Annotated in this window: 29 protein-coding genes; 12 read left to right on the top strand and 17 right to left on the bottom strand. The window is 68.3% G+C overall.

The genetic code is table 11. The features are described from left to right. Window positions 1-3 precede the first annotated feature (3 nt). Both SBI80_RS03775 and SBI80_RS03780 read right to left on the bottom strand, forming a co-directional pair. The gene (locus SBI80_RS03775; RefSeq protein WP_318973069.1) at window positions 4-555 is read right to left on the bottom strand and encodes an amino acid synthesis family protein; all 552 of its coding nucleotides are present in this window, start codon (window positions 553-555) and stop codon (window positions 4-6) included. Then, window positions 552-1169 (bottom strand): amino acid synthesis family protein, encoded by a 618-nt coding sequence (locus SBI80_RS03780; protein WP_318973070.1) that lies wholly within the window; start codon window positions 1167-1169, stop codon window positions 552-554. The genes SBI80_RS03775 and SBI80_RS03780 overlap by 4 nt, the downstream gene beginning before the upstream one ends. Before the next feature lie 268 nt (window positions 1170-1437). Here SBI80_RS03780 and SBI80_RS03785 point away from each other — a divergent pair, with 268 nt between their 5' ends. The 4 genes from SBI80_RS03785 to SBI80_RS03800 are packed head-to-tail and all read left to right on the top strand — an operon-like array spanning window position 1438 to window position 4600. Beyond that, window positions 1438-2922: a purine-cytosine permease family protein gene (locus tag SBI80_RS03785; protein WP_318973071.1), complete on the top strand. Its 1485-nt coding sequence runs from the start codon at window positions 1438-1440 to the stop codon at window positions 2920-2922. A 24-nt stretch (window positions 2923-2946) separates the two neighbouring features. After that, entirely contained in the window at window positions 2947-3375 is a 429-nt protein-coding gene (locus SBI80_RS03790; protein WP_318973072.1) for an ester cyclase, read from the top strand. Continuing rightward, window positions 3372-3899, top strand: coding sequence for a flavin reductase family protein (locus SBI80_RS03795; RefSeq protein WP_318973073.1), 528 nt, complete (start codon window positions 3372-3374; stop codon window positions 3897-3899). Before SBI80_RS03790 ends, SBI80_RS03795 begins: the two co-directional genes overlap by 4 nt. A 26-nt stretch (window positions 3900-3925) precedes the next feature. Then, window positions 3926-4600 (top strand): GntR family transcriptional regulator, encoded by a 675-nt coding sequence (locus SBI80_RS03800; protein WP_318973074.1) that lies wholly within the window; start codon window positions 3926-3928, stop codon window positions 4598-4600. 33 nt (window positions 4601-4633) lie between these two features. Here SBI80_RS03800 and SBI80_RS03805 read toward each other — a convergent pair whose 3' ends face one another. After that, the gene (locus tag SBI80_RS03805) at window positions 4634-5257 is read right to left on the bottom strand and encodes a TetR/AcrR family transcriptional regulator (RefSeq protein ID WP_318973075.1); all 624 of its coding nucleotides are present in this window, start codon (window positions 5255-5257) and stop codon (window positions 4634-4636) included. A gap of 343 nt (window positions 5258-5600) precedes the next feature. Here SBI80_RS03805 and SBI80_RS03810 point away from each other — a divergent pair, with 343 nt between their 5' ends. Beyond that, the gene (locus SBI80_RS03810; protein ID WP_318973076.1) at window positions 5601-7949 is read left to right on the top strand and encodes an arylsulfatase; all 2349 of its coding nucleotides are present in this window, start codon (window positions 5601-5603) and stop codon (window positions 7947-7949) included. Here SBI80_RS03810 and SBI80_RS03815 read toward each other — a convergent pair. After that, on the bottom strand, window positions 7924-8478 hold the full coding sequence (locus tag SBI80_RS03815) for a superoxide dismutase (protein WP_318973077.1): 555 nt from the start codon (window positions 8476-8478) through the stop codon (window positions 7924-7926). The genes SBI80_RS03810 and SBI80_RS03815 overlap by 26 nt on opposite strands. Before the next feature lie 256 nt (window positions 8479-8734). Here SBI80_RS03815 and SBI80_RS03820 point away from each other — a divergent pair, with 256 nt between their 5' ends. Further along, window positions 8735-8998 carry a hypothetical protein gene (locus SBI80_RS03820; RefSeq protein WP_318973078.1) on the top strand — a complete coding sequence of 88 codons (264 nt, stop codon included), beginning with the start codon at window positions 8735-8737 and terminating at the stop codon, window positions 8996-8998. Window positions 8999-9020: 22 nt separating this feature from the next. On the opposite strand, the gene SBI80_RS03825 is transcribed toward SBI80_RS03820, so the two are convergent. Continuing rightward, on the bottom strand, window positions 9021-10463 hold the full coding sequence (locus SBI80_RS03825) for a PepSY-associated TM helix domain-containing protein (protein ID WP_318973079.1): 1443 nt from the start codon (window positions 10461-10463) through the stop codon (window positions 9021-9023). A 212-nt stretch (window positions 10464-10675) separates the two neighbouring features. Next, on the bottom strand, window positions 10676-11224 hold the full coding sequence (locus SBI80_RS03830; protein ID WP_318973080.1) for a hypothetical protein: 549 nt from the start codon (window positions 11222-11224) through the stop codon (window positions 10676-10678). Between the two features lie 170 nt (window positions 11225-11394). On the opposite strand from SBI80_RS03830, the gene SBI80_RS03835 reads away from it, so the two are divergent. From SBI80_RS03835 to SBI80_RS03845, 3 genes are all read left to right on the top strand, one after another. After that, complete coding sequence (locus SBI80_RS03835) at window positions 11395-12021, top strand: DUF5994 family protein (protein ID WP_318973081.1); 627 nt, start codon at window positions 11395-11397, stop codon at window positions 12019-12021. 6 nt (window positions 12022-12027) lie between these two features. Beyond that, window positions 12028-12891 (top strand): pyridoxamine 5'-phosphate oxidase family protein, encoded by an 864-nt coding sequence (locus SBI80_RS03840; protein ID WP_318973082.1) that lies wholly within the window; start codon window positions 12028-12030, stop codon window positions 12889-12891. A 165-nt stretch (window positions 12892-13056) separates the two neighbouring features. After that, the gene (locus SBI80_RS03845) at window positions 13057-13506 is read left to right on the top strand and encodes an Hsp20/alpha crystallin family protein (RefSeq protein ID WP_318973083.1); all 450 of its coding nucleotides are present in this window, start codon (window positions 13057-13059) and stop codon (window positions 13504-13506) included. A 72-nt stretch (window positions 13507-13578) separates the two neighbouring features. Here the strand turns inward: SBI80_RS03845 and SBI80_RS03850 are convergent, their stop codons facing one another. Beyond that, the gene (locus tag SBI80_RS03850; protein ID WP_318973084.1) at window positions 13579-13992 is read right to left on the bottom strand and encodes a hypothetical protein; all 414 of its coding nucleotides are present in this window, start codon (window positions 13990-13992) and stop codon (window positions 13579-13581) included. 287 nt (window positions 13993-14279) lie between these two features. Between SBI80_RS03850 and SBI80_RS03855 the strand changes: the two genes are divergently transcribed. Further along, window positions 14280-14996, top strand: coding sequence for a HemK2/MTQ2 family protein methyltransferase (locus SBI80_RS03855; RefSeq protein ID WP_318973085.1), 717 nt, complete (start codon window positions 14280-14282; stop codon window positions 14994-14996). 7 nt (window positions 14997-15003) lie between these two features. Here SBI80_RS03855 and SBI80_RS03860 read toward each other — a convergent pair whose 3' ends face one another. Genes SBI80_RS03860 through SBI80_RS03905 form a run of 10 tightly spaced genes read right to left on the bottom strand, consistent with a single transcriptional unit; the run spans window position 15004 to window position 24155 of the window. After that, window positions 15004-16032 (bottom strand): iron-containing redox enzyme family protein, encoded by a 1029-nt coding sequence (locus SBI80_RS03860; protein ID WP_413232623.1) that lies wholly within the window; start codon window positions 16030-16032, stop codon window positions 15004-15006. Between the two features lie 53 nt (window positions 16033-16085). Then, on the bottom strand, window positions 16086-16802 hold the full coding sequence (locus SBI80_RS03865) for a hypothetical protein (protein ID WP_318973086.1): 717 nt from the start codon (window positions 16800-16802) through the stop codon (window positions 16086-16088). Continuing rightward, the gene (locus tag SBI80_RS03870; protein ID WP_318973087.1) at window positions 16799-17773 is read right to left on the bottom strand and encodes a vWA domain-containing protein; all 975 of its coding nucleotides are present in this window, start codon (window positions 17771-17773) and stop codon (window positions 16799-16801) included. Before SBI80_RS03870 ends, SBI80_RS03865 begins: the two co-directional genes overlap by 4 nt. After that, window positions 17770-18747, bottom strand: coding sequence for a hypothetical protein (locus tag SBI80_RS03875; protein ID WP_318973088.1), 978 nt, complete (start codon window positions 18745-18747; stop codon window positions 17770-17772). Before SBI80_RS03875 ends, SBI80_RS03870 begins: the two co-directional genes overlap by 4 nt. After that, window positions 18738-19214, bottom strand: a complete 477-nt coding sequence (locus tag SBI80_RS03880) for a hypothetical protein (RefSeq protein ID WP_318973089.1) — start codon at window positions 19212-19214, stop codon at window positions 18738-18740. Before SBI80_RS03880 ends, SBI80_RS03875 begins: the two co-directional genes overlap by 10 nt. Then, on the bottom strand, window positions 19204-20106 hold the full coding sequence (locus SBI80_RS03885; RefSeq protein WP_318973090.1) for a DUF58 domain-containing protein: 903 nt from the start codon (window positions 20104-20106) through the stop codon (window positions 19204-19206). Before SBI80_RS03885 ends, SBI80_RS03880 begins: the two co-directional genes overlap by 11 nt. Window positions 20107-20119: 13 nt before the next feature. Beyond that, the gene (locus tag SBI80_RS03890; RefSeq protein WP_318973091.1) at window positions 20120-21121 is read right to left on the bottom strand and encodes an AAA family ATPase; all 1002 of its coding nucleotides are present in this window, start codon (window positions 21119-21121) and stop codon (window positions 20120-20122) included. A 51-nt stretch (window positions 21122-21172) separates the two neighbouring features. Next, on the bottom strand, window positions 21173-22279 hold the full coding sequence (locus tag SBI80_RS03895) for a galactokinase (RefSeq protein WP_318973092.1): 1107 nt from the start codon (window positions 22277-22279) through the stop codon (window positions 21173-21175). After that, window positions 22276-23370: a galactose-1-phosphate uridylyltransferase gene (gene galT / locus SBI80_RS03900; protein WP_318973093.1), complete on the bottom strand. Its 1095-nt coding sequence runs from the start codon at window positions 23368-23370 to the stop codon at window positions 22276-22278. Before galT ends, SBI80_RS03895 begins: the two co-directional genes overlap by 4 nt. After that, a complete protein-coding gene (locus SBI80_RS03905; RefSeq protein ID WP_318973094.1) occupies window positions 23367-24155 on the bottom strand; it encodes a DeoR/GlpR family DNA-binding transcription regulator in 789 nt (262 codons plus the stop codon). Before SBI80_RS03905 ends, galT begins: the two co-directional genes overlap by 4 nt. Window positions 24156-24309: 154 nt before the next feature. Here SBI80_RS03905 and SBI80_RS03910 point away from each other — a divergent pair, with 154 nt between their 5' ends. Further along, a complete protein-coding gene (locus tag SBI80_RS03910; protein WP_413232624.1) occupies window positions 24310-26025 on the top strand; it encodes a sodium:solute symporter family protein in 1716 nt (571 codons plus the stop codon). Between the two features lie 21 nt (window positions 26026-26046). After that, window positions 26047-26343, top strand: coding sequence for a hypothetical protein (locus SBI80_RS03915; protein ID WP_318973096.1), 297 nt, complete (start codon window positions 26047-26049; stop codon window positions 26341-26343). The last annotated feature ends 2 nt before the right edge of the window (window positions 26344-26345 follow it).

Genomic DNA, 26345 nt, shown 5'->3' on the forward strand with positions numbered 1-26345 from the left:
CCGTTACTGCTCGGTGGACAGCGGAGCCAGCCGCTGCTGCGGACGACCCTGGGCGGCGGCGGCCAGGGCGACGACGATCTCGTCGGCGTGCGGCGCGTCGGCGATGCGCACCTCCACCGTCTGGTGATGCGATCGGATCGTGGCGTCGGTGATGTGCTTGAGCGGAATGTCGAATAGCACACCGGCGGGTCCGCGCTTCTCGACCGCGGGCAGCAGGGTGGTGGCGTTGGCGGCCTTGCGGAAGTGATCGCCGAACTTCAGCGTATGGATCAGCCCGGAACCGTGTTCGATCTCGCCGTCGAGCCCCACGATGGCGGCCTTGCCGTAGGCCTCCGGCTCGCCCTGCAGGGCGTCGATGACCTGAGGTGCCAGCAGGGCGCCGAGGTCCGAGGCCGTCGCATCGATGCCGGGGTTGAGATCTTCGACGAATCCCCTTCCTCCCCAAGGGTTTTCGATAACCGCGGCGACGACCGCGATGCGCGCCGGCGGAAAGACCTCACGGCCGCCCTCGGTGCGGATCTCTTCGACGATGGTGACGATCTTGCGGACCTTCATGACAGCGCACTCTCCAGACTCTTGACGGTGATGGCGGGATCGGTCGATCGGTCGCCGATGCGGGGATGGGGACGGGGGCCGGTCGATCCGGCGGCGACGACGACGATCTCGTCGGCACACGGCGCGTCGGACACCCGGGTGGTGACGGTTTGGTAGTAGTCGCGGGTGGCGGCCTTCGTCTTGTGCCACAGCGGGACGACCAGGGTCTCACCGGCTTCGGCCCGGGTGTCGGAGAAGCAGATGATCGACTCGCCACCCAGGAACTCGCGCATCAGGTTGCCGAAGAACGGGGTGTGGATCAGTGCCCCGCCGTGCTCGATCTCGCCGCGACTGCCCACGATGGCGGCCTTGCCGAAGGCCTCGACGTCGTCGGCGCCGCCGAGGACGTCGACCAGCCGGTCGGTCAGCAATCGGGCGAGCACGGGCGCGATGCGGGAGGCTTCGTCGAACAGATCGTGCGTTGGCCCGGTTCCCGCCCAGGGATTGCGGATCACCGCGGCGATGCTGGCTTGCACGGCGGGTCGGGCCGCGACGGCGCCGGCCTCGGTGATCACCGACTCACGGTAGGTGACGAGTTTCCGGAGACCAATGGTCCGCGGATCGACATGTTGCATACAACAGACACTAGAACTCGGCCGTACCCGCGTCAAGGGCGGAAATGAGGACGGATGACCGGTGGCGGTCAGGCAAGCAGTAAAGATGCCGTTCACCGGCCAATACGCAAAGAATCCCCGGATCGAGTGCCTGCCCTCCGCGCCGAAGGTGGGCGGAAGGCCAAACTGGCCATTGACACCCGATGTGACGACCCTTACATTCTGTTGTATGCAACAGCGGTAGCGTCGCCGCGGAGCACGGAATCCCATCGTCAAGACGAGGAACCTCATGACCAAGTTCTCCAACACGTCGGCCGGTGAACCCGCGCCCGATCTCGGATATCGCAACAAGGTGGCGGCGATCGAACCGTACGGAGTGGACGCCATCCCCGACTCCGAACGTCACGGGAAGGCCAGCTCGCAGTTCTTCATCTGGTTCGCCGCTGGCATGAACTTCCCGATCATGGTGCTGGGCTTCCTGGCGGTGAGCTACGGGCTCTCGCTGACGGCCTCGGTCACCGCCATCGTCGCCGGGTCGTTCGTCGGTTCGGTGGTGATGGGGGTGCTGTCGCGGATGGGTGGCCGCCTCGGCGTCGCCCAGCAGATTCAGGCCCGCGGCCCGTTGGGGTTCTTCGGCAACTTCATTCCGGTCGCCTACGTCAACGTCTTCGCCGGAATCGGTTGGGCCGCAGTCACTGTCATTCTCGGCGCGCAAGCGTTGGAGGCGCTGGTGCCCGCGATCCCGTTCTGGCTGGGCGCGGCGGTGCTGGTAAGCATCCAGCTCGTCGTCGCGATCTACGGCTACAACATGATCCATTATCTGGAGCGCATCCTGGCCGTGGTGCTGTTCTTCGGCTTCCTGATGATCACCATCGTCTCGGTGGCCCGCGGTTGGCAGGGTGGCTTCGACACGAACCCGAAGGCCCCGTACTGGATTGGCGACGCCGGCGGCTGGATCACCTTCGCCGGGTTCTTCCTGTCCTTCCTGATCGCCTGGTGGCCCTTCGCCTCGGATTACTCGCGCTACCTGCCCGACGACGACCGCGTGAACCGGGCGACCGGGGTGTGGACCTTCGCCGGCAACTTCCTTTCGCTGTCGTGGCTGGGCATCGCGGGCGCGCTGCTCGGCAGTTCGGCCGCGACGGGGGAGAGCCCGATCGAGGCCCTGTTCCGCCTGACGGGGCCCTTCCACGCGCTGGCCCTGCTCGTCGTGCTCATCTCGTCGTTCTCGCAGAACTTCCTCAACGTCTACGGCGGCGCCATCTCCGTTCAGACACTGCGCATTCCGGTCAGTCGGCGCACCGCCGTGATCGTGATCTGCGTGGCCGCCTACCTGATCAGCCTGTGGGCCGACGAGGGCTTCGAAGCCAAGTTCAAGACCTTCCTGTTCGTCGGCGCCTACCTCATCGCACCCTTCGGAGCGGTCCTGCTACTCGACTACGTCCTGGGCCGCCGCCACGACCGCGCCCGCATCGCCGAGCTCTACGACGCCAGCCGCATCCTCGAATGGGGCTTCGTCGCCTGGCTCGTCGGCACCCTCGCCTCGGTTCCGTTCTGGACCTTGTCCTTCTTCGTCGGTCCGGTGGCGCAGGCCCACCCCGGGTGGGGTGACCTGTCCTACTTCGTCGGATTTGGGGTCGGCTCCGTGGCCTACCTGGCCACCTACCGACTGCCGCCGCTGTGGCACCGCAAGAAGTCGAGCCCCGCAACCGAAGTGATCCAGGGCGAGACCGTCGGCACCACGGCGACCACGACCATCAGCCACGGCGCTTGAATCGCCGAAGGAGAGGACGAGACCATGCTCACCCCGGAGACCATTCGCACCCAGATCGTCGACGCTTGGACCGCCGCCTGGGACCACGGTGATGTCGACGCGCTCGACGACGTGCTCAGCCCCGACTACCGCCGCGTCGGCGCCTCCGGTGACGTGCAGAACCGCGAGGAGTTCAAGGCGTCGATCACCGCCACCCGGGCCGCCTTCCCCGACTTGACGACGACCATCGACCAGATCGTCGTCGAGGGGGAGCAGGCGGCAGTCCGCTGGCGCAGCAGCGGCCACCACGGTCATTCCTTCCTCGGCATCCCGGCCACCAAGCGGGAGGTGACCGTCAGTGGGGCCACCTTTGCCCGATTCGAGGACGGCCGCATCGTCGAGGAGTCGGTGACATGGGATCCCAGGACCCTGCTGTCGGCCCTCGGCATCATCTCGGTGGGGCAGGACCAGTGAGCGCCGCGGCGGGCACCCCGGCCCCGCTCGAGCGCGACGGGCCAATGCTGGAGACGATGAAGCGCGTCAACCGTCAGTTCGTCACCGGGGTGACGGTGGTGACCGTGAGCGACGAGGGCACGCCCCGCGGCCTGGCGGTCAACGCCTTCGCCAGCATCTCGCTGGAACCGCCGACGGTGATGGTGGCAGTGCAGCATTCGTCATCGACGCACGACTGTCTGTTCCCGGCCCGGCACCTCGCGATCAACATCCTGTCCATCGATCAACTCGACGTGGTCGGGCGATTCGCGGTGAAGTCCGACGACAAGTTCGCCGGGCTGGATTGGACGGCGGGCCCCTTCGGCAGCCCGCTCATCGCCCGCAGCGCCGCCAGGATGGAAGTCGAGATCCGCGAGCGTCTGCAGGCGAGCACGCACACCGTCTTCATGTGCCGGGTGGTGCACGCCGAGGTCACCGACCGCGACCCGATGATCTACAGCGCCGGAGCGTTCTTCCACGGCGGTACCCTTGCCGCGCTGGGATGACGCCAACGGCACGTGAGGGGATCGCGGTGAGCACCAAGAACGGCTCGGGCAACGGTTCGATCCAGGCGCGCCTGATCAGCGAGGTTCGCCGCCGCATCATCGCCGGTGAGATCAGCCCCGGCGTGAACATCTCCGAGCTCGCCATCGCCGAAGAATTCGGGGTCAGCCGCACGCCGGTGCGGGAGACCTTCAAACAGCTGCAAACCGAAGGGCTGGTGGAGATCCGACCCAAGGTCGGCACGTTCGTCACCACACCGTCGCGACGCGAGATCACCGAACTCTTCGAGATGAAGGAACTCCTCGAAGGGGCCGCCGCGCGGCTGCTGGCCCAGCGCGGCCGCGTTCCAGAGATCGACCAGCTCGAGGAGAACCTGCGGCAGGCCGATCGTGCCGTCGCCGCTGACGACAAGACCCGGTACGCCGAACTCGTCGAGGAATTCCACGACCTGCTCATCACTGGCGCCGACAACAGCAAGCTCGAAGCCCACTACCGCACGCTGATGAACCAGCTGGCCTACGCGCGCCTGGTGAATACCTCACTGAGCCAACCGGGTCGGCCCCTGCAGTCCGACCGCGAACACCATCACGTCCTGGACCTCATCCTGGCCAAGGACGGCGACAGCGCCGAGCGCGTCATGCGCGAACACGTTCGTGCCAGCCGGCGCGCGCTGCTCGCGGGGCTGGAGACCACTAGCGCCTAGGTTCAATGGCCTGCCGCCGTCCGTCCGGCTCGCTCAGCGGTCCTGTTCGGCCCTGAGCCGCACCGCCATGTCGTACAGCGCGCGGGCGTGCAGCTCGAAGAGCGTGGTCAAGTCCAGGCCGTCCCCGGCGATCTCCCCGGCGATGAACAATCCGTCGGCCCCTGCGATCGCGTACGTGGTGACCTGGTCGACGTGCACCTGGGCCAGGCCGGGCACCAGCTCCTCGATTGCCGCCGCCAGGATGCGGAACGCCTCGCCGCGCGCCTCGACGAACACCGCGCGCGCCCGTGGTTCGACGGGGCGGCGTTCCAGTCCCAGCATGAGGCCGAGCCGGATGAAGTCGGGTGAATCGGTGAGTGCCTTCGCGATCTGGCGGGCCGCGCCGATCAGGCGTTCGGCAGGAACGTCGCCATCCGGGAATTCCCATGCGGTGAGCCATTTTCCGAAACTTCGCTCGATGACGGCGGCGAGCAGGTCGTCCTTGTCCTTGAAGTGCCAGTAGATGGAACTGGCCGGCAACCCGCACTTCGCGCTCACCGCGCCGATGCTGGTGCCCTCGTATCCCCGTTCGGCGGCGATCTCGGTGGCCGCGTCGAGGATTCGGCGCCGGGAGAGGGCACCGTCCGCGCGCTGTCGCCGCGGCTTGTTCTCGACCATCGCGTCACTCCTCGACTTTCACCCTTGACCCCGTAGTGATCACTACACTACCGTGTCGATCACTACAGAAACCCCCAAGTGAATGCGAGATCTCGGTGACCGACGTTCCGAATCACTCTGTCGCCGAACCTGATCCTGACGTCTTCTGCTGGTGCCGTCCCATCATTCGGTCCGGTGTCCGCTCCTGACCCGGTGGCTTGGCGCGCACGGCCGGGCTCTTCCTGATATTCGATTGAACGACGTCCTCCGATGAGCCGTTCGGCCTAGTGTCGCGTTCGAACCGCCGCCTCCGCGAGTCGGCGCCCCACGTACCTGGTCCATGTCTTGAGCAGAAAGGGCACCCATGGCCACTCCCGTCTCCCGAGATCACCTGCCGATCCCGGATCCCAAGCACGTCGGATTGACGACCTACGACGCCAAGGACCCCAACACCAGCTATCCGCCCATCACTGCGTTGCGGCCCCCGAAGGACGCACCGAACGTGCTCGTCGTACTCATCGACGACGTCGGTTTCGGCGCGTCGTCGGCGTTCGGCGGCCCGTGCCGCACCCCGGTCGCGGAGCGCCTGGCCGCCGGCGGAGTGAAGCTGAACCGCTTCCACACCACGGCGTTGTGCTCACCCACCCGGCAGGCCCTGCTGACCGGACGCAACCACCATTCGGTTGGCATGGGCGCGATCACCGAGATGGCGACGTCGGCACCGGGCAACTGCAGCATCCGTCCCAAGGAGAAGGCGCCGATCGCCGAGACCCTGCGGCTGAACGGCTATTCCACCGCGCAATTCGGCAAGTGCCACGAGGTACCCGTGTGGGAGGTCTCGCCGGCGGGCCCGTTCGGGCAGTGGCCCACCGGATCCGGCTTCGAGTACTTCTACGGCTTCATCGGCGGTGAGGCCAACCAGTACTACCCGGGGTTGTACGAGGGCACCTCGGCCGTCGAACCGCCGAAGTCGCCCGAGGAGGGCTACACGCTGAACGCGGACCTCGCCGATCGGGCCATCACGTGGGTGCGCCAGCAGAAGGCGCTCGTTCCGGACAAGCCGTTCTTCATGTACTACGCACCCGGCGCCACCCACGCGCCGCATCACGTTCCCGCCGAGTGGTCCGACAGGTACCGCGGGGAGTTCGACGCAGGTTGGGATCAGCTGCGGCAGAACATCTTCGACGCTCAAAAGGAGTTGGGCGTGATTCCTGGCGACGCCGAGCTGACGCGCCGTCACGACGAGATCCCGGCCTGGGACGACATGCCCGACGAGCTCAAACCGGTACTGACGCGCCAGATGGAGATCTACGCCGGATTCCTGGAGCAGACCGACCACGAGATCGGTCGGGTCATCGATGCCATCGACGATCTTGGCTTCCTCGACGACACCCTGATCTACTACATCATCGGCGACAACGGTGCATCGGCCGAGGGCACCATGAACGGCTGCTTCAACGAGATGGCCTCCCTCAACGGGATGGGCGGCATCGAGACCACCGAGTTCCTGCTGTCCAAGATCGACGACTTCGGCACCCCGCAGGCCTACAACCACTACGCCGTCGGTTGGGCACATGCGCTCTGCACGCCGTATCAGTGGACCAAACAGGTTGCCTCACACTGGGGCGGGACGCGCAACGGAACCATCGTGCATTGGCCCAACGGGCTCACCGACAAGGGCGGGTTGCGCAATCAGTTCCACCACGTGATCGACGTTGCCCCCACCATCCTGGAGGCCGCCGGTCTACCGGCCCCCGCGGCGGTCAACGGCATCACCCAGGCGCCGCTGGAGGGAGTCAGCATGCTGCCAACCCTGCGGGATGGCGACGCGGCGGAGACGCACGTCGTCCAGTACTTCGAGATGTTCGGCAATCGCGGTATCTACCACCAGGGGTGGACCGCGGTGACCAAGCACCGTACGCCGTGGGAGACCGGTACCCCGCCGCCCTTCGACGAGGACGTGTGGGAGCTCTACGGCCCGGGGGATTGGACGCAGGCGCGGGACATCAGTGCCGAGAACCCGGCGAAACTCGCCGAGCTGCAACGGCTCTGGTTGATCGAAGCCGTCAAGTACGACGTCGTGCCGCTGGACGATCGTGGCGTCGAACGGATCAACCCCGACATCGCCGGGCGCCCGCAGCTCATCAAGGGCAACACCCAACTGCTGTTCGACGGCATGCGGGTCAGCGAGAACTGCGTGCTCACCCTGAAGAACAAGTCCTACACGGTGACCGCGAACGTCGACGTGCCGGAGTCCGGCGCCAGCGGAGTCATCGTGACCCAGGGCGGCAGTGTCGGCGGCTGGTCGCTCTATGCCCACGAGGGACGGTTGAAGTACTGCTTCAACTTCTTCGGCATCGAGTACTACATCACCGCCGCGGACGAGCCGATCCCGGCCGGCAAGCACCAGCTGCGCATGGAGTTCACCTATGACGGCGGCGGTCTGGCCAAGGGTGGCGACGTCGCGTTGTTCTACGACGGCAGACGGGTCGGGTCGGGGCGCGTCGAGAAGACCCAACCCATGGGCTATTCGGCCGACGAGGCATGCGACGTGGGGTGCGACACCGGGTCCCCGGCATCACCCGACTACGGGCCGACTGGCAACCGCTTCAGCGGCAGCATCGAATGGGTGCAGCTCGACATCGGTGAAGATGGCCACGACCACCTCATCACCGCCGAAGAGCGCTTCAATCTCGCGATGGCCCGCCAGTGACGGCCGCAGTGAACCTGCCCTGGACGTCCGCCCAGTCGACGACGTTCCAAAATGCCTTGACGTAATCGGCCTTGACGTTCTCGTACTGCAGGTAGTAGGCGTGTTCCCACATGTCGACCTGGAGCAGCGGGACGATGCCGAGCGGTACGTTGGCCTGCTGGTCGTAGAGCTGGAAGGTGAGTAGCTTCGCGCCGAGGGGCTCGTAGCCGAGCACCGCCCAGCCCGAACCCTGCAACCCGTTCGCCGCCGCGGTGAACTGCGCGCGAAACCCGTCGAACGAGCCGAACTGGTCGTCGATGGCGGCGGCCAGCTCACCAATGGGCTCGTCACCGCCGTCGCGAAACTGGAGGAAGATCGCGCCGTGATCGGACGAGGCGCGGGCCTCCTCCAGTTTCGCGACGGCGTCGTTGAGTCCCTTGACGTAGGTGGCGTGGTGCTTGCCGTGGTGAAGCTCGTTGATGCGCCCCGAGATGTGGGGTTCGAGCGCGCCGTAGTCATAGTCGAGGTCGGGCAGGGTGTAGTCGGCCATGGAGACCCTTTCGGTGGTCGCGGAACGTCCCGTCGGGAGCTTAGGACCCACTGGCAACATCTGTCCATACATTCATCTGTTCAGGTGTTAAGGTATTGGCGAGGCGGGCCGCGGGCGGTGCACGCTGTCCGCGCAGGTTCAGGACGGCGTGCGGATGCGGCGACGTCCGCTTCGAGATTCAGCGAGGTGCTGATTTGCGAACAACCGAAATCGTCCGTGGCAGAGCGACGATGACGATTCCACGTGGCGAGGTCGCATGATGGTCGACGACGAGAAGACCCGCTGGGCGATCGACGTCATGACCGCCTGGGTCGACGACGACGACGGCGACTTCGTACACGAACGCATTCGCGCCTACCTGGCGGAGCCGGACGGTTCTCCCGGATTGATCACCGGGCTGGTGAATCTCTCGGGCCTGCTGCTGATGGGCATGGAGGTCACTCTGGGCAAGAGCACGCCCGAGATCCTCCAGACCATCGCCACGACGGTATCGACCCCGGGGGACCGGCGGCCCGGTTGAACGGTGCCGCCGGTCCACGGGGTCAGCGCTTGACCGCGGCCACGACGACGTCGGCGACCAGGAACGCCAGCAGGCTCAACCCGAACAGCGGCAGGAACCAGCCCACGGCGATGGTGCCGACGGCGAGCAAGATCAGCACGCCCGGCGAGAGCTTGCGCAGAGCACCCCGCAGCGGCGGTCGTCCCATCGCCCATGCCGAACCCCGCGTGGGCCGGCGCTGCCACCACATCACGTAACCCCGCACCACGATCGTGATCAATCCGATTGCGGTGAGCGCCAACACGATCTGGTTGACGAGGCCGAACAGGACGCCCATGTGCGCATCGATTGCCCAATCGGTGAGCTTGGCCAGGAACGGCCAGTCGGCGAAGTTCACCCGGGCGGTGATCGCCCCCGAGTTGGGATCCACCGAGATGGCGTCGTGCCTGGTCGGCCAGTCCCGCTTGTTCTCCGCCACCTGCCAGCCCTGGTCCGGCCCGGTCGGCGGGTACAGCCACATCGGTCCCCGCAACCCGGCGTCCTCGGCAGTGCGCCACACGGTGTCGGCCCCGGAGAGGGCACCGCCACCCGAACCGGCCTCGGGCATGACCATGTCACCGTGCTGCTGATGCTGCCCGGTCTCCACGGACGACGTCTGCGCCGCGAGGGTCGTGTCGACCGACGGTGCGGTCATGTCGAGGTGCTGCCTGACCAGGCTCACCGACTGGCCGCCATGGCGCGACCAAGTGACTCCGGTGACCGACAGGCCAAGCAGCGCAACCAGAATCCATATCCCGACCGCGCCGTGCCAGGTCACCGTGCGTCGGCGATCCCGCGAGTTGCGATCGGGTAGCGCGAGACGGCGCAGCTTGCCGGTGTCTCTGCGGCGCAGGTACCACAACACCAACCCGGCCAGCGAGATGATCCACAGCCAGCTGGCGGCGAGCTCGCTGTAGTTGCGGCCGATGGTGCCCAGATGCAGGGTGCGGTGCAGCTCGTCGAACCACGCCCGCACCGGCATCCACTGCCCATACGTCGTCAGCGCCCCGCGGACCCCACCGGTGTAGGGGTCGACGAACACGGTGCGCCCGTAGTCCGGCGGGACGTCCCCGACCGACAGGTTGACCTGCGTGGTCTCGTCGGGAGCCGCGGGCGGGCGGATGCTCGTCACGGTGCCTTCGGGGTGCGCGGCACGCGCCGCACCGATCTGATCGGCCAGCGGCAACCGGTGTTCGCCGGCGCGTTCGACGGTCAGTTCGTGCCGGTAGACCATCGAGTCGATCTGGGGAATCAGGGCGTAGAGCAGGCCGGTGACTGCGGCGAGCAGGATGAACGGACCGACGAAGACGCCGGCGTAGAAGTGCAATCGAAGCAGTAGCGGCCGTAGCCCCGTGGGGCGTGCTCGAGCGTCGCGGGTGGGCGTTGGCGGAGGTTGGGCGAGGTGCCGGTCGGTGGTGTGGATTTCGTCGTCTGGGGTCTTGGTCATGACGGATCTGCCTTCGTGTCAATGGTGTTGGCCCGTGTCGCGGCACACGAAGTGCGGGGTTGGCGCGGCGAATGCGGGCAGGGCACGCTCGGGGTGCGAGCGCGATGCAGCGGACCGCCGCCGCGGGCCGCGTGGGTCCGATCGGGTGGCGAGTATCCGTGTGGACGGCAGGCCGCTGCGAGCGGCCCACCGGTCAGTGAGGTGAGGGTGCGTCAGGCACCGAGGACCAACGCCCTCGGGGGTGCTCTGGTACCCAGTCCCGGGCCGAGCAGGACTGGTCGACGAACGACGACGTTCGATCGGCGCGTGGGCGCCGCAGGGGCGGGATCGATGCTGGCGGTGGCGAACAGTCGCAGCCAGGACAGCACCGAGACGCAGATCAGGTAGAGGTATTCGACAGCGGCGATCAACGAGCCAAGCACGACCGCCGCACTCGCGTGCAGCGCCAACATCTGGAGCGGATGCGAGGCAGCCTGATCGGCGTGGTGATGGCCGCCGACCCCGGCCAGGGTGAGATGTCCGAGGCCCTGGCCCGCCGCCAGCGCGGAGACCGCCATCGTCAGCCTGGCGCAGCGTCGCTCGGCGCCGAGGGCCCCGACGCCGGCACCGATCGTCGCGCACACGATCAGCAACTCGATTGGCGCCGAACCGGTCGGCAGGCCTCCACCACCTGCGGCGTGGGCAAGCGCGGTCACCAGCGCCGAACACGTGCCCACCAGCGCGCCGCGGAGTATTCCCGCGCGCGAAGAGGGCGTGTTCACGTCGCGAACCCTACCGCTGTGGTCGCGGCGGCACGAAGGTGCATGCGTCGAGTTGCCTTCGCACTTCGTTCATTCGGCGTTCACCCGGGCGCGCGCGAGGCAACCATCGGCTCCATCCGAGGGGACCAAAGTCCATGGCTTCGGCGACTTTTCAAGGACAAGCTTCGAGCATGACCGATGTATTGCAGACATCCGGGACCAACGATCCCGCCCGTGATCCGGATCGTCTCCGGCTGACCGGAAGCCGAGCACCCACCGAGCACGTCGACGGTGCGTGGTGGCCGGCATCGAGGCACCTCGACGTCGAAATCCCCGCCCTGGTGACCGCGATCGGTGACCGGATGCCACGGGTCGCCATGGTGGCCTACCGCCGCGACGGGTGGATCGCCCCGCAGCGGGTCGAGCTCGGCGGCCGAGTGGTGGAACTGCTGGGCTTCGTCAGTGACGAACCGTCGACGATCATCGTCATCGGGGAGGACGGGCACCACCTCACTCTGCGGGTCATCGATCCCGACGTCGATGAACGGCAGGCTCGGCTCGAGCTCGACGACATTCCACGTCGAGCCGTGACCTCGGGGCAAGGTGCGGCGGCTGCGCGCTCGGTGGCCGAAGTGGCGAGCAAGCTCGCCGAACACGAGGGGCGTCACGACCCCATTCGCGATGCTCAGATCCTGAGCTGGTGCCAGGACGCCGCCGCGCAGTTGGACGACGCCCGAATTCGGACGTTCGTACCCATCCTCGTCGAGCACATCGTCAACAACCGGATGCATCGCGAACGCCATCTTCCGCCCGGGTGATGCGACGTGATCACCCGCGACGTCGAACCGGCGCAGCTCGCCGACCTCCTGCGGAATCCGCCGCGCGCGGCGCTGGCCGCGGTCGTCGACGGGCGGGTGGAGCTCTACCCGGTAGGCGTGGTCGCCGACGGTCCGGGTAACCCACGGTCGTTGACGGTGACGATGCCACCGTCGTCACCCGATCTCGCCAAGCACGACGTGGTCGTGGTCATCGACGACGGTGCCGCGTGGTTCGAGTTGCGCTCCTTGACGTTTCGTGGATCCGCGGTGAGCGCCGGCGCGCAGACGTACTCGATCGTGCCCACGCGCGTCGTGGCGTGGGACTACGGTGCGCTCCGGCAGGCGTCGGACTCTTCGGTGGTGCGACGCCGGCCGCTGGTCCTGGCCGCCGCAACCGATGCTGATCGCGAGCCGCCGTTCTCGTCGGCGAGACTTGATGCGGAGTTGGCGACGTCACGGGTCATGATCGTGGCCAGTCGCTCGCCATCGGGGCGCCCCTTCGCGGTGCCGTTGTGGTTCACCACCTGTGGCGGCCGACTCCTGGCCACCACGTCGGCGTCGTCGTGGACCGTGCGCAACGTCGCAGCGTGCCCACACGTAGTCATCCTGTTTGGCGGTGGAAGGCAAGGAGACGCAACGAGATTGATCGTGCCTTCGCGGGCTAGCGCGGTCACCGGTGCACCACCGCCGACTGCGCTGGCCCGCATCGCCTGGCGGTACTACCTATCGCCACGATTCGCGGCAACCGAACTCGCCCATGCCCGTCTGTGGACCCGTCGGATCAGGTACTACACGCAGTCGCGCCCGGCGTATCTCGTCATCACCCCGCAGTCGGCGGTGCCCGTCGAGGCGCCGCTGCCGCCTCGATGACTCCTCGGTGCTTGGAACCACGTCGGGGAAACCGCTCCGCCGCACCCAGAAAATTTCCCCAAAAAGTGTTAGCACTCGCCTGGGTCGAGTGCTAATCTGACGGTGCACAGTGATTGGTCGCCCGCCAGGGTGGCGGGCCCACAGGCGATATGGGAGGTGGTTGCTGTGCTTCGCTTTGATCCGTTCAGTGATTGGGATGGGCTGAGCCGGAGCCTGCTCAGCGGACAGGCCGGATCGAATCGCAGTCCACGGTTCATGCCGATGGACCTCTGCAAGATCGACGATCACTACGTCCTGACGGCCGACCTTCCCGGAGTCGATCCCGGTTCGGTGGACGTGACCACCGACAACGGCACCCTGACCCTGACCGCGCACAGGTCGGCAAGGTCGGAGGACTCCGTGCAGTGGCTCAGCAACGAGCGGTTCTTCGGCACCTACCGTCGCCAGATATCCCTCGGCGAGGGCGTGGATGCCAGCCGCATCTCGGCAACCTACGAGAACGGTGTGCTGACGGTGACCATCCCGGTCGCCGAGGCGGCCAAGCCACGGCGCATCGAGGTCGCCCACAGCGGTGCGACCCGTTCGATCGAACCGACCACGGTCGACGCCAAGTAGGTACCATCCGCGAAAGTGCCGGGCCCGCATCTCGTTTCGGGATGCGGGCCCGCGCCATGCGTAAGGGGCGAGCTAGCCGAGACGCAGCATCGCCGCGATGCGATCGTTGATCCAACCGGTGTCGACGACGGCGAGTGTCTCGCAGTTGCGCTTGCCGCAGATGCAGCCGTGCTCGGTGGCGCGGTGGTAGCGGGCCAGCCGCTCGAACTGCTTGAGGACATTGTCCCGGGACCTGCACGCAGCGAGCATCTTCTCCCGGTAGTCGTCGGCGCGGAAGGTCTCGGCGGCGAGGTCTTCCAGGGTCTGTTGCCACCGAACCCGAAGCTCGTCCTCGTGGTCGCGCGCCATTGCGAGTGGGTCGTCGCGGTGGCCGTCGCACGCTTGGCACAGCCACTCGTCGGCCTGTCCGGCGTCGGGCGCCAGCCAGCCGGGGAAGTCGAGATCGCAGCAGGGACACAGCACGGTGTCTGGCGTGGACTTGGTCACTAGGTCAACCTGATCGGCAGTCGTTGGCGCCCGGATTGCGGCGTACTCCAACGGTGCCACGACCGGCCTTCGGCGCGCTGCCTGACACGCCAGCGTCAGCTGTGAGAACGATGGGATCTTGGGCGGGCCGCCTACACGTGCCCATGGGACGGAGCCGCGAAACGTGGCATGGCGTCTGGTGGCCGGGTGAGTGAGTTGGGCACGACTTTGCGCCGGCGACGATTCAATCGCTCCAGATGTGGGCAATTGCGGCAGACAGCCTCTCGACTTGCAATGGAGCACCGGCAGTGACGACTTTCTTCACCGATGCACAGAGTTACCCCACGACCCCCGCGGCGGGCCTGTCGGTACCCATCGGCGTGTATCCGCCGCAGGAGGATTCGGCACTGCTCATCGCCGCACTGCGTGAGACCGGACTCGCCCCGGGTAGCCGGGTTGCGGACCTGTGTTCGGGTAGCGGCGTGATCGCCCTGGCCGCAGCAGCCGAAGGTGCCGCCTGCGTGCACGCGTTCGAGATGAGCTCCTCGGCGGTCACCTGCGCCAGGGCCAATGCGGCCACGACGGGCTTGGACGTGACCGTTCATCGCGGGTCATGGACCAGGGCAGCAGAATTCGCACCCTTCGACGTCGTGACGTGCAACCCGCCCTACGTGCCCTTCGTGCCCGGTGCCGACCACGCCGTCATCTCGCCCGCGGCCGGGCCCGAGGCGGCGTGGAACGCTGGCAGCGACGGCCGCGAGGTGCTGGACCCCCTGTGCGACAGCGCGCCCGGCCTGCTGCGCGACGGCGCATCGATGCTCATCGTGCAGTCCGAGTTCGCCGACGTCGAACAAACGGTACTTCGCCTACGCGACCGCGGGCTGCGCGCCGAAGTGGTTGCCGAGCAATGGATCCCGTTCGGGCCGGTGCTCACGGCGCGGGCCGTGTGGCTAGAAGGGGCCGGAATGCTCGAGCCAGGGCGACGCCAGGAGCGCCTGGCCGTCGTCCAGGCCGTGAACGACTGAGCTGCGCTCAGCCCTTCGTGCGCAGCGAGGTCGTGCCGGACTGCCAGCTCGCCATCATGTGATCGGCCAGCCGGTCCTCGACCACGTCGCGGGCCAGGATGCCGAATACGACGTCGGCATCGAGTGCGGGTTCGCGGGCGACCATGTCGCCGACGACGTCGTGGCGCACGATTTGCTCGTGCACGGCGTCGGCCTCCACGTGTTCGCGGTAGAACACGACGCAGGGCGACGGAGCGTCCATCCGCTCGAGTGCCGCGACGATGCGCGCCGACCCGGGCGGGGAGGTGATCTCGGTGGAGGCGAAGTGGCCCACCGCCGCGCCCCGCAGATCGCGATGCAGTCCGAACAGGGACATCAGGTTCACCACCGACAACGCATCGGCGGGCACCTCGTCGAGATAGCCCAGGTAGCTGGCGTCCAGATCCGCGGCCAGTAGCAGGTCGGCGAACAGCTGCTGGTGCACCCGCTCGCCGCGACCTGCGCCGTACTCGTCGTACTCGACGGCGACGAAGGCCGCCTTGGCCCCGCCGACCAGGCGGGGGATGGCGAACGCGTGCGGATCGGCTTCCTTCAGGTGGTACAGCGAACGGTGCACGAAGTACTCGCGCATCTGTTCCCAGCTGCCCTCGTCGCGCAGGTAATACGACAGCCCGGTGCCGTCGACGGGCTCGATGGCGAGTTCGGCCATCAGATCGGCAGCCGTCCGTCCCTCGGCGCGATCGCCGACCTCCCGGCGCACTGCGTCGAGGAACGACCGCTCCATCCGGCTCCGCAGCGCCAGCAGGCCGGGGTTCCACTCCCACGAGCCAGCTACCCCGGCGAAGCTGCGGTAGTGCAGTTCGTAGCAGACGTAGAGCGCCAGCTGCAGATCCAGCCCCCAGGGGTCGGCGGCCTCGACGTCGGGGGTGGCGGCGTCGGGTGAACCGGTGCCGGCGAGCAGATCGACGACCCATTCGGACAGTGGTCCGACTGCGCTGGGCAGTGCGGGGTCGATCGTCGTCGGGACGGGCTGCGCCGTCAGGGTGGAGTTCGTCATCACCTCGTGCACGTACCCGGGGTGAGTGGCCCGCAATCGTGGTGACGCGCAGGTCACCGCTTGGCTTGGGCTGCCGCGGCGTCGCGCAGGACCTGCTGCAGGCGCTCCAGCGGGTCACCCCCGGGGTCCAGCCGCAACGGGACGTCATCGCGGGCTCCCGCGCCGGCCGGCGGTGGGATGGCGGGTGCCGCTGCCGCTGCGGGCGGTGGCGGCGGAGGTGGGGGCGGCGGGACGGCCAGGGCGTCGATCTTGGCGCGCAACCGGGCCTCGGCCCCGTCGAGCACCGCCCGGCGCTGCTCGTCTGGGTCGGTGCTGCCGGTGAAGCATCCCGGGGGCGCCTGGTCGATGACGTCGGCTGCCCGCCGGTAGGCGTCCAGCGCCGCGCGGCCGTCCAGACTCGCCACGGCCCGGTCGCCCAGCGTCTCGCGGACCAGTTCGAGGTTGACCCGAACCCCGCAGGAGCGGGCAGGCTCGGTCTGCGCCAGCGCCGTGGCGAAGCGGTCGTCGGCGTCGGCGAGTCGGTCTTCGAGGACGGCGAGGGCGCCCGCGGCGAACGCGGTCGTCTGCGGCGCGACGACATCGGCCACCTCCAGCACCGTGACGTCGGTGCGCAAGCCGTCGACGTCACCGTTGGCGAAGTCGGTGACGGCGGCGTTGCCCGCGATGCCGACGGAGCAGAACTTCACCAGCACGAGCACCAACAGGATCGCGACCGGGGCGGAGTATGCCAGCAGCCGCCGGCGCTGCCTGGTCCCGCGCGGCCGGCTCATCGGGTGGCTCCGGTCTGGACGAAGCGGGTGCGGCGGAACTCACGCAGCACCACGCCGAGTTCGGTGAGGACCAGGACTGCGGCCAATGCCGCTGGAATCCAATAGAGTTCGGTCCGGGCCGCAGCGGGCCCGGTGGTCGCGACGGGCCGGGGCGCGGCAGCGCCGTTCGCGGGGATGGCGTCGGTGAGCGGCTGCTCGGGCGCGCGAGTGGCGTACGGCAGGTTCAACTCGGCGGCGATGCCTTGCAAGGCCGGCTCGTCGAGCGCCGAACGGGTGACGTCGGTCCCGGGCACCGGTCCGCCCTGCGCGCTGCCGTAGCCCAGCACCGCGCCGCCATCGATGGCGCCGGCCGGTGGGTTGAACTCGCGGGGCGGGGTCAGCGCCTCGGGGGTTCCTGAGCCGAGATAGAACACCAGGTTCTTCGCCTGCGGATACTGCTGCCGGGCGCCGATCAATTGATACCGCAACGTGTTCGACGCCGCACCGGCGTTGGCCTGGGTCACCGCGTCGGGTGCGGGGGCGTACGGGGTGAGCGCGGAGACCAGCGGCCGAAGACTCCATGTGTCCGCCGACAGCGGCCATTCCACGGTCGCACGCGAGGAGAACGAGACGACCGCGAAGCGGGCGCCGGGATACCGGTCGATCAGCGCGCCGACGTCCGAGCGCGCCAACGACATCCGTGACTGACCGTCGGTTTGGTCGCGCACCTGCATGTCGGGGGAGCGGTCGAGCACCACGAAGACATTCGGTGCCTCCCGGTCGGCAACCGCGGTGACGTCTTGATCGCGCGGCACCAGCACGGGGCGGGCGGCGGCGAGCACCACCAGCAGGATCACCGCGGTCTGGGCACCCCACCGCCACCTCGAGCCGCGGGTCGTCCGCGCCCGGCGCAGCGTGGCCAGGCGCGCCGCCAGCAGGATGACCGCGATCGCCGCCAGAGCCAGGGGCGGCACCACCGGTTCGAAGATCATCGGCGGGCCACCAGCGGCCAGAGTGCCAGCACCGCGGCCGCCAGCAGGGCGACCAGCAGTGGTACGTCGGGAGAGTCGACCGAGCCCGCCGAAGCGGACGCCCCTGCATCGACCCGGCTCGCGGGCGGGTGGTCGCGGATCGCCGCCAGATTCGGCGTCGCGTTGACCCCCACCGGGACCGACCGGCCACCGGTGGCGGCCGTCAGCGCGTCGAGTGTGGCCGACGGGGGACCGGTGACCAGCGCGTTGAGCTGGACGTCGGCCGTCGTCGCAAGCTCGCGCACCCGGTCGGCGGTGAACAGTGCCGGGCGCAGGTCGCCTGGCCGGCGCAGTTGCCCGGGTCCGACGTAGACGACCGAACGGCGTTGCGCGGTCCGCTGGTCGAAGTCGGGGAACCCGGTGAGGCACAACGCAAGCAGGTCCTCGACGGTCGGGGCATAGTCGACGTAGGAGACCTGCGGCGCGAACGCCGGCAGGTCGGTGCCCCCGGCGGGCCTGGCGTAGTCCGACAGCGTCTGGGCGGCGTACTGGTAGTCCCGGGTCAGTGGGATGACGCGTCGGTTCTTCGAGGTCAGCCCCACTCGTTCGGTGCCGAAGGCGCGGACCTGCTGGGCGAAGGTTCCCAGCACCGCAGCCGCCGCGGGGTCCGATGGCGGAGTGCCCACGCACAGCATGATGTCCTCGGGCTGGGCGCTACCCGATTGCCTTGCCGCCGTTGGCAAGCCAGTTGGCCGGGAGGCGGCGATGACTGCCCCGGTGAAGACGGCGAGCAGCAGGGCGACCGTCACGACGGTCGCCACGGTGCGGGCGCGCTTGGCGCGGATGTACTCCGGCAGCCGGGTCAGTCGCTCGGTGTGGGCCAGCGGGCGCAGACGGCGGCGTTCGGCATCGGTCGGCCACAGCAGGGCCGCCGCGATGCACAGCGCCAGCGCGACGCAGCCGATGATCGCGACCGGGATCCAGGTCAGGTCCACGTCGTGATCAGCTCCTCGATCGCGCTGCCGGTGCGTGCGACGTCAACCGTCGACGAGGTGTTGAACTGGGCGTCGCCGAGCTGCTCCAGCAACTCGGTGCCGGCGATGCCGCGGCGGGCGAGATCGCCGACCTGCAGATACTCGGCGGGCAAGCCGGTGGCGTACCGCAGGAAGCGGCGCAGTTCGGCGTTGAGGGCGGCCCCGGCCTGCGCCGTGGTCAGCTCGCCGCGGCGGTGGCGCTCGGCGATGGCGTGCACCGCCCGGGCGTGGCGGCGGCGCAGCAGATGGTCCCGCGCCCTGCCGAGCAGGCCGCTTCCGTCGACCCCCTCACCGGCGGGGCGGGTGGCGAGCACGACGCCGACGAACCAGAGGATGAGTAGCGCGGCGATGGCACCGGCCAGCCACCACCACAGCGGGGACGGGGCCGTCGGCGGGACCAGGTGGCGCAGCAGATCGTCATCTGGCACGGGAGTAGACCCCGGTGATGGCGGTCAGCGCAGCGCGGATGGTGGCACTGCCGCGGACGAAGCCGTGTGGCACGCCGCTGACGGTCAGGAACTCCGAGAGATGCTGGCGCCGTTGCGCTTCGGCTCGGTGGTAGGCAGCGACGACCTTCGCCCCGACGGTCGCCCCGCCAAGGACGACGCGGCCGTCGGCCACGTCGTAGCCATCCCCATCGCCATCCCCATCCCCGTTGCCGTTGCCGTCGACGTCGGCAGCACCCACCGCCGGCTGGTCGGCCACCATCGCCCACATCACGTCGTGGCGGGCGGTGAGCCGGGTCAGCACGTCGGTCAACCGGTCGTCGACGCCGGGTTCGTCGGACACCACGAAGATCAATAGTGGACGGCGGTGATGCTCGGCGACCCACTCCAGCTGGGTGACGACGCGGCTGGCGCCGGGATTCGAGGTGACGTGGTCGTGGAACCGGTGCAGGAGGTATTCGACGTGGGTCTCGCCGCGCCGCAACCGGACGTCGACGCTGCCGCGGACGTCGCCGAAGACCATGCCGATCTCGTCGGAGCGCCGCAGCGTGATCAACCCCATTGCCCCGACGAGGTGGGCGGCCACGTCGTACTTGCGCTCACCGGACGAGGCCGCGGCGGTCATGTCGCGGCCGGCGTCGGCCACCACCAGGATCCTGTGGTGCTTCTCGGTGACGAAGCGCTTGATGAGCACCTGGCCCGAGCGGGCGGTGGCCTTCCAGTCGATGTCGCGGACGTCGTCTCCGGGCACGTAGGGGCGCAGGTCGTCGAACTCCAGGCTGCGGGTGTGCACCAGCGAATACCGGCCACCGTCGAGCAGGCCGGTGGTGTCACGGCCGAAGTGTGCCCTGGCCTGGTTCAGATGGGTGCCCACGCGCCGGCCGATCTCACGGCACCCGCACGGCGCGCAGCACCGCGTCGACGACGACGTCGGGCGTGACGCGTGCGCTGGCCGCCTCGAAGCCAAGGACCAACCGATGCCGCAGCACGCGGTGGGCCAGGTGTGCGACGTCGTCGGGCAGCACGTGGTTGCGCCCGCGCAGCATCGCCACCGCCCGCGCGCTGCGGCAGAACGCGATGGTCGCGCGGGGACTGGCGCCGTATTCGACGAGCCGGGCGATCTGGGCGGGCAGATGCTGGTGCGGGTCGCGCGTCACCGCGACCAGGGTGCTGGCGTAGCGGATCAGCGCCGGATCCATGTGCACCGCACCGGCCAGGGCCTGGATGCGACGCACGTCGGCCAGGCTGACCACCGGTGAACTCTGGTGATCGCGGTCGTACAGACCGGCGTCCATCCGCGAGATCACTTCGACTTCCTCGTCGGTGGAGGGATAGTCGACGACGTCCTTGAGCATGAAGCGGTCGGTTTGCGCCTCCGAGAGCGGGTAGGTGCCCTCCTGGTCGACCGGGTTCTGCGTCGCGATCACCAGGAATGGCTCTGGAATCGGATGTTCGACCCCGGCGATGGTGGTCTGGCGCTCCTCCATGGCCTCGAGCATCGCCGACTGGGTCTTGGCGCTGGACCGGTTGATCTCGTCGAGCAGCACGATGTTGGCGTGCACGGGTCCTAGCCGGGTGGCGAACGAGTTCGTCGCGGCCTCGTAGATTTGGGTCCCGATGATGTCGCTGGGCAGCAGGTCGGGGGTGCACTGGATGCGCCGGAACGCCCCGTCGATGGACTCGGCGACGACGCGGGCAGCGGTGGTCTTGGCCAGCCCGGGGACGCTCTCCACCAGGACGTGCCCCCCGGCCAGCAGGGCGACGAGCATGGATTCGCGCAATGCGTGCTGGCCGACGACCTTGGCCGTGAAGGCCGAGCTCACCGCGGTCACGATGCGCTGCGCCTCGGCCAGGTCGTGGTGGTCGAGTGGCGATCGTGCTGAGCTCATGGGTCCTTCCGGAGACGGGTCAACGGTGTGGGTTACCCAGAACCCTCCGGATCATGCCTGCTGCGACACCGCACCGGCGCCCGCGCCGGCCTCGGTCGGGGTGATCGTCGGCGGGTGCAACCCGGCGTCGCCGACCGCTCGGCGTACGGCGTCCGCCACGTCCGGCCATCCGTCGGCGTGGGTCAGCGCGATCACGCAGCCGCCGAAGCCGCCGCCGGTCATCCGCGCCCCGAGCGCCCCCGCGCGTACGCAGGTGTCGGCGATCAGGTCGATGTGGTCGGTGGTGATCTCGAAGTCGTCGCGCATCGACGCATGCGAGGCGGTGAAGATGTGACCGACTTCGGCGAAGTCGGCGTGTTCCAGCGCGGTGACGACGTCGGCGACGCGGCGGTTCTCGGTGAGGATGTGTCGAGCCCGTCGCGCGTCGACGGGGTCGCTGATCGCGCCGAGCGCCGCCTCGCCGCGGTCCTGCACCTCGCGCAGCGATCCGACGCCAAGAGCGGCGGCCGCCCGCTCGCAGGAGGCGCGCCGAGAGGCGTACTCGCCACCGGCATGACGGTGTGGCGCATGGGAATTGATCAGCAGCAACATCACACCGGAGGCGGCGGGGTCGAAGGGAACCGGGCGGACGCTGGCGTCGAGGAAGTCGATCATCATCGCGTGCTGCCGCTGCCCGCACAGGGAGGCCAACTGGTCCATCAATCCCGTTGGCGCACCGACGTAGTCGTTCTCGGCGCGCTGGGCGAGCCTGGCCCGTTCGACCGCGCCGATCCGCAGGTCGGTGGCGGCAGCCAGGGCTCCGAGCGCCGCGCACTCCAGCGCAGCAGAGGACGCGAGGCCCGAGCCCATCTCGACGCCGCTGCTGACTGACATCGCGCCGCCACCGACACGGTGTCCGGCGCCGCGCAGCGCCCACACCACGCCGGCCACGTATGCGGCCCAGCCGGTGACGTCACCGGGCGCGGTGTCCAGGGCGATGGCGACCTCGCCGTCCTCGCGGTCACTGGAGACCACGACGACGTCGCCGCCGTCCGGCCGGAAGACGACCTCGGTACGGTCGGGCAGCGCGATCGGCAGTGCGAAACCCTGGTTGTAGTCGGTGTGTTCACCGATCAGGTTGATGCGCCCCGGTGCGGCGTAACGGATGTCGGAGGTCACGACGGATCCCGCAGCCGCTCGGCGACCGCCTCCGGGGTGACGTCGGAGATGAACGCGTCCATCGCCGATTCGGATCCGGCCAGGAACTTGAGCTTGGTGGCGCTGCGCCGCACCGACATCAATTCCACGTGAAAGTAGCCCTCCCGCTGCGTCTCGGTGTCCCGGTATTGGTGAAGTGCCGAAATGTAGGGCAGCGGGCTGGGATACAGCCGATCGAACCGGCGCAGCACCTCGCGGTAGATGGTGGCGAACGCATCGACTTCGGCAGCGTCGAGCTCGACGAGGTTGCGCACGAAGCGGTTCGGGTAGATGTGCACCTCGACCGGCCAGCGCGCCGCGAATGGCACGAAGGCGGTGAACAGCTCGTTGCGGGCGATGACGCGGACCCCGTCGGCCACCTCGCGGGCGAGGATGTCGGCGAAGAGGTTGCTGCCGTGGCGCTCGGCGTGCGCCCGCGCCTGGGCGAGCATGTGCGCCGTGCGCGGGGCCAGGTAGGGATAACCGTAGATCTGGCCGTGCGGGTGGGTCAGCGTCACCCCGATCTCCTCGCCCCGGTTCTCGAAGCAGAACACCTGCTCGATGCCGGGTCGGGCCATCATGTCGGTGGTGCGGTGGCGCCAGGCGTCGACGACGAGCCTGGCGTGGGCGGGTTCGAGCTCGGCGAACGAGGCGGTGTGGCTGCTGGAGAACGAGATCACCTCGCAGCGGCCATGTCCCGGGGCGCTGACGAAGTTCGTGCCGTCCACGGGGGGCAGGCTGAACGCTCGGCCGTCTGCCCCGGACAGGCTGGGGAAGCGGTTCTCGAAGACGACGACGTCGTAGTCGGGTGCGGGCACCTCACCACCGTCGCCCGAGGCGCTGGGGCACAGCGGGCACTGATCGGCGCTGGGCTTGTAGGTGCGGTCCTGTCGCAGCGCGGCGATGGCCACCCATTGCCCGGTCTGGCGGTCGAACCGCAACTGCGACTGGTGATCTCCGCGCGGTGGCAGCGGACGCCGGTCGGGGACCGGTGCGGCGACGTGGCCGGGCAGTGCGAAGAACAGGATGTCGCGACCGTCGGCCAGCTGCCAGCGCAGGGGCTCCGCGCTCATCGTGTCTCCACCGGTGCGATCACCAGGTCGCCGACGTGCTCCTCGACCCGCGCGCGGTCGGCGGGGACCAGGCCGTCGTCGACGATCAGGGTCTGCACGCGCGACAGTCGGGCGAAGACGCAGGCGCCGACCTCCCCGTACTTGGTGTGGTCGGCCAGCACCACGAGGCGTCCTCCAATGTCGATCAACGTCCGATTCGTTTGTGCTTCAGCGATGTTCGGCGACGTAAGTCCCGCGTCCACGTCGAATCCGTGTACGCCGAGATAGGTGGCGTCGACACGGAACGAACCGATCGCGACGTCGGCGACCGGCCCGACGAGGGCATCCGACGGCGTGCGAACACCGCCGCTGAGATAGACCGGCGGAGCATCCGAACCGTCGGTCGCCGGGTCGGTGAGCTCCTGGAAGATGGTGATGGAGTTCGTGACGACCGTGATGGACCGGCGGCCGCGCAGGTGCCTGGCGAGTTCGGTGGTGGTGGTGCCCGCGCCGATCGCGATGGTCATGCCGTCCTCGACGGTCGTGGCTGCCACGCTCGCGATGGCGGCCTTCTCGGCCCGCTGCTGAGCCGCCTTCTGCGCCGAGCGCGGTTCTTCACCGCGGTTCTGCCGCGCCACCGCCCCGCCGTGCACCTTGCGCAGCAGATTCTGCGCATCGAGGGTGTCGAGATCCCGTCGCACCGTCATCTCCGAGACGTCCAGCTCGGCGGCGAGATCGGCGACGCGAACAGACCCCACGGACCGCAACGCGCGCAGTATCGCGTCTCGACGTTCGGCGGCAAGCATCGGCGTCGACACTCCCTTCGGTGATCCCGATCGAACAGTAACAAACATGATCAACCGTTCGGAGCCGCTTCGGCCCAGATCGAAACGACGGATGTTGCGTGTTTCTGTTAGAACATGTTAGGACAGTGGTCGGGATCACTCAACGAAGGAGTTGATGGGCACGATGACCACGTTCGTGGCAGACGACGTCTTGCGGCTGAACGTCGGCGGGGTGGACTACGCGTTGATCGCGGTGTACTTCGTCTTCGTGCTCGGCATCGGCTATCTGGCCCGCAGCCAGGTCTCGACGAGCCTGGACTTCTTCCTGTCCGGCCGGCGCCTGCCGGCCTGGGTCACCGGCATCGCGTTCGTCTCGGCGAATTTGGGCGCCGTGGAGATCATGGGCATGGCCGCCAACGGCGCCCAGATCGGCCTGGCGACCATGCACTACTACTGGATCGGCGCCGTCCCGGCGATGATCTTCCTTGGCATCGTGATGATGCCGTTCTACTACGGCTCCAAGGTCCGCAGCGTGCCCGAGTTCATGCGCCGCCGCTTTGGAACCGGTGCCCACCTGGTCAACGCCATCAGCTTCGCGGTCGCCCAGGTGCTCATCGCGGGGGTCAACCTCTTCCTGCTGGCGACGGTCATCAACGTGCTCTTGGGTTGGGCCACTTGGGTTTCGCTGCTCGTCGCGGCGGCGATCGTGCTGACCTACACCGCACTCGGCGGGCTGTCGGCCGCCATCTACAACGAAGTGCTGCAATTCTTCGTCATCCTGGCCGCGCTGGTGCCGCTGACCGTCTTCGGGCTCATCAAGGTCGGCGGCTGGACGGGATTGAAGGACAGGGTCGTCGACACCGTCGGGGCGGGTGAGAAGGTGACCGCGACCGTGCACGAGCAGCTGACGACGTGGCCCGGCCAGGCGCTCAGCGGTTTCGACAGCCCGTTCTGGTCCGTGGTCGGCATCGTCTTCGGCTTGGGCTTCGTACTCTCCTTTGGCTATTGGACGACGAACTTCGTCGAGGTGCAGCGCGCGATGGCGTCGAACTCGATGTCGGCGGCGCGGCGCGCGCCGATCATCGCCTCGTTCCCGAAGTTGCTGATTCCGTTCGTGGTGGTGGTCCCGGGCATGATCGCCGCTGCCTCGATCGGCGACATGATCAAGCTCAAGTCCACCGGCGCCGGCGACGTCACCTACAACGACGCCATGCTGCTGATGATCCGCGACATCCTGCCCAACGGTCTGCTCGGCGTGGCGATCGCCGGTCTCATCGCCTCGTTCATGGCAGGCATGGCGGCGAACATCTCGGCGTTCAACAGCGTCTTCAGCTATGACATCTGGCAGCAGTACGTGGTCAAGGACCGCTCCGACGACTACTACATCGCGGTCGGCAGATACGCGACCGTGGCCGCGACGATCCTGGCGATCTTCACAGCGCTGATCGCGTCCGGCTACTCGAACATCATGGACTACCTGCAGACGCTGTTCGGGTTCTTCAACGCCCCGCTGTTCGCCACCTTCATCCTCGGCATGTTCTGGAAGCGGATGACGGCCACCGCGGGTTGGGTCGGCCTGGTCGCGGGCACCCTGTCGGCGATCTTCGTGTTCATCCTGTCCAAGGTCGGCGTGATCGACCTGCCGGGGCAGGGCATGCCCTTCCTGGCGGCCGCCACCGCCTTCATCGTCGACATCCTGGTCAGCGTCGCGGTCAGCATGGTCACCACTCCGAAACCGCGGGAGGAGCTGGTCGGCTTCGTCTACTCCGAGACGCAGGTGGACATCATGTCCGACCCCGACGAGGCGGGCCGGCCGTGGTATCAGCGCGCGGTCCCGCTCGGCGCGGTGATGCTCGTCCTGGCCATCGTGTTCAACGTCGTCTTCCACTAGCGAACAGGATCGGAGCCGAGAATGGCCGTCCCGCATACCAACAGGGTGCTGTCGCACCTGTTCGACATCCGCAACGTCATCGGTGCGTTGCTCGCCATCTACGGCGTGGTGCTGACCGTCGCCGGGTTCGTGCCCGCGGTGCTGCCCGATCACGCCGATCCGGCCGCGGCATCCAACCGGTCGGACCTCTACGTCGGCACGGACGCCAACTGGTGGGTGGGGCTGATCCTGCTCGCCGTCGCCGTGGCGTTCTTCGTCTGGGCGCTGGTGCGCCCCCTGCGCGGCGACGAGGTGCGCACCTCCGAGCCGCCGCGCTGACG

Origin of the sequence: Mycolicibacterium sichuanense, from assembly GCF_033741125.1 — a bacterium.
In the GTDB taxonomy this organism is placed as follows: Bacteria; Actinomycetota; Actinomycetes; order Mycobacteriales; family Mycobacteriaceae; genus Mycobacterium.